Source organism: Absiella sp. AM29-15, assembly GCF_003434225.1.
Taxonomy (GTDB): domain Bacteria; phylum Bacillota_I; class Bacilli_A; order Erysipelotrichales; family Erysipelotrichaceae; genus Hoskinsella; species Hoskinsella hominis.
Genome location: NZ_QVFL01000042.1, coordinates 1 through 2,555 on the forward strand (window position 1 = coordinate 1; position 2,555 = coordinate 2,555).

A 2,555-nucleotide genomic window follows, 5' to 3' on the forward strand; every position below is an offset into this window, starting at 1 on the left:
ATCCGGTGCTAATGTTTAATTATTTTTAAGACATTTTCATTTTTGCTTGACATTCTTATCATTATATGGTATTAAAAAGAACAGCAAACAATTCGCTGTTCTTTTTTTACATTACGTTATATTTTAAAAACTATGTAAATCATGTTTTTTATCATCTTTCTATTTATCTTGATAAAAACATCTTGTAGACGTAATAACGGATTTCTAAAATATCACTCTAAATCATTATCCTGCATTTGAAACTAAATCATTTTGATGCTGTACATCAGCATCTGTAATCATTTCACCACTTACAATTTTCTTAATCAAACTAGTAGCATTATCTACTGTTGCTCTATCTGGTTCCATAACCCAAGCATTAAATCCATTTGCTGGAGACCATGCACTGCCATTTCCACGACCACTAACACTAATCTGCTTAATATCCCATCCTGACATATCATTGATTTGCATTTTTACTAAGGATGACATTTCATTTGAAGTCATATTTGTCTGGAAGCTTCCACCAATTGCATCCATGATACTTGAATAATTTGTGATAATAGTTGGTGATATCATTTTATTTATCATTGCCGTAATAACACGCATCTGATTACGTCCACGATCTCTATCCCCGTCTGCTAAATTATAACGTTCACGAGCAAAACGAAGTGCCATTGCCCCATCCATATCTACATTTCCTGCTGGATAAGAATATGTTCCATCACTTGCAGTAAATGCCACAGGATTTTCAACAGTAATACCTCCCAATGCATCTACTATACTAATCACACTAGAGAAATTAACTCTAGCAAAATAGTTGATTTCAGCATCAAAGTAATTTTCAACAGTTTCAACAGTACATTCCGCTCCCCATAAACCAGAGTGAGTCAGTTTATCTGTTTGTCCCCCTTGACAAGGCTGAGGAACATAGTAATCACGAGGAATACTTGTTAATAAAATCTGATGTGTTTTAGGATTTACTGTAACAATCATGTTTACATCAGAGCGTGATACAGTAGAAATTGTTCCAAAAGTATCAATACCAGTGATATACACACTAAACGGTTCCTTTGTAACGTTTACATCCTTGCTAATATCTTTTACTTCTTTTTCATAAGTATATTCTTTTATTTTTCTTGTCTCTGAATCAAAATTAGCATGATTATCTTCAAACAATCCTCTACTACCTTCATTGACTAAAATAGCATCAACTTTTCCATCATATAGATCATCACCATAATCCTTATATGATTTATAATCCACAGTAGTAATATCCTCACCAAGGTCCTTCTTTACATCTGCTAAGGCTTTGGTCATTATTTCATTATCTCCTGTTTTAATGACACCTAGTTTCTTACCTTTTAAATCTTTTATATCTTTTGCATTACTTTCTTTCATGACAACAACTGATACTACGTCGGTTTGAGTATTATTTCCAGTCATACGTCCAAAAGCATTTGTAGTTTTAAATACATACCAGTTGCCAACACCTAAAATTATTGATAAAATAACAATCAAAATTTTACCTAATATCTTATTGACTTTATTCACTCGTTTTCCCAGTTGTAAATAATACATTCCCATAAATAAAAGAATTAATACAATTAAAACAGGAATAGCATATTTTATAGGAACTATGTTCGAAATGAACATCTGTGCAACAAACGCAATTGTTAATAATGCATAAATTATAACAAAATAAAATCCAGCATTTTTCCAAATAGGTTTATTATTTATTGTCTTTTTTTTCGCCATTAATTAAACACTCCTTTTCAAAACAACACATTCATTATATCCTTTTTAAATTTATAATGCTACAAATTTTTCTTACACTTTGTTAAGAAAGGTGATACAAGTTTTGTATCACCTCTTGAATTTATCTTAACCTAAAGCAAAAATTGGTCCACCAGATGTACAATCCCCTTTATCTGTTGATTTTTCTTTAAATATTTGCTTTATTGAATATTTTTTATTATGACTTTTGAAATATGGATCATAGACGCTAACCATATTATTTTCATCTATTCCATAAATAATAATTTCATGTGTTGTCCCTTCAAATGTGAAATTTGGTGGATTCATTCCAGCAACCACAAGTTTTCCATGTCTTAAAGCATCTATTGCCTGATCAACAGTCAAGTTACCTTGACAAGCAATCCCGTAATGTTTAGAGATAGCAGGCCAAAATGAACCTATAGTGCCTGTCACTTTTCCATTATAATACCCATTTTTATAACCCCATGATGCTACATCAGGAGGTAAAATAGTTTGATTTTTCAAAAATGAGAAAGCCATAGCTGCACAAGTTTGCGCACATCCAGTGCTCGCCATTGTACCAGATCCATATTTTTTATTAGCCCAACGAGAATCTGTTTGCATATAATAAGGTATTGGAGCAGTCATACTCATGAGTTCACCATTAGAGGTATTAAAATAATATTTTCTTTGATCTATAGTTTTACTCCCTTTACACATATGCCCATCCTTGTTGAAATAATAAAGATTAGAATCACTGCTATGCCAACCTGTTGTTATAATACCTTTATCTGTAAATAAATATGTATTTCCATTTA

General features: G+C 31.5%; 2 protein-coding genes. Both read right to left on the reverse strand.

Annotated features, from left to right (window positions below; translation table 11 throughout):
• Positions 1-225 precede the first annotated feature (225 nt).
• The gene (locus DW761_RS20750; RefSeq protein WP_117456285.1) at positions 226-1,737 is read right to left on the reverse strand and encodes an LCP family protein; all 1,512 of its coding nucleotides are present in this window, start codon (positions 1,735-1,737) and stop codon (positions 226-228) included.
• A gap of 126 nt (positions 1,738-1,863) precedes the next feature.
• Positions 1,864-2,555, reverse strand: a 692-nt coding sequence (locus DW761_RS20755; RefSeq protein WP_199485673.1) for a C39 family peptidase, incomplete at its 5' end; no start/stop codon positions are given.

Excerpts from the sequence above, each read along its gene's own strand:
- DW761_RS20750 (WP_117456285.1), bottom strand. The coding sequence starts at position 1,737 with ATGGCGAAAAAAAAGACAATAAATAATAAACCTATTTGGAAAAATGCT.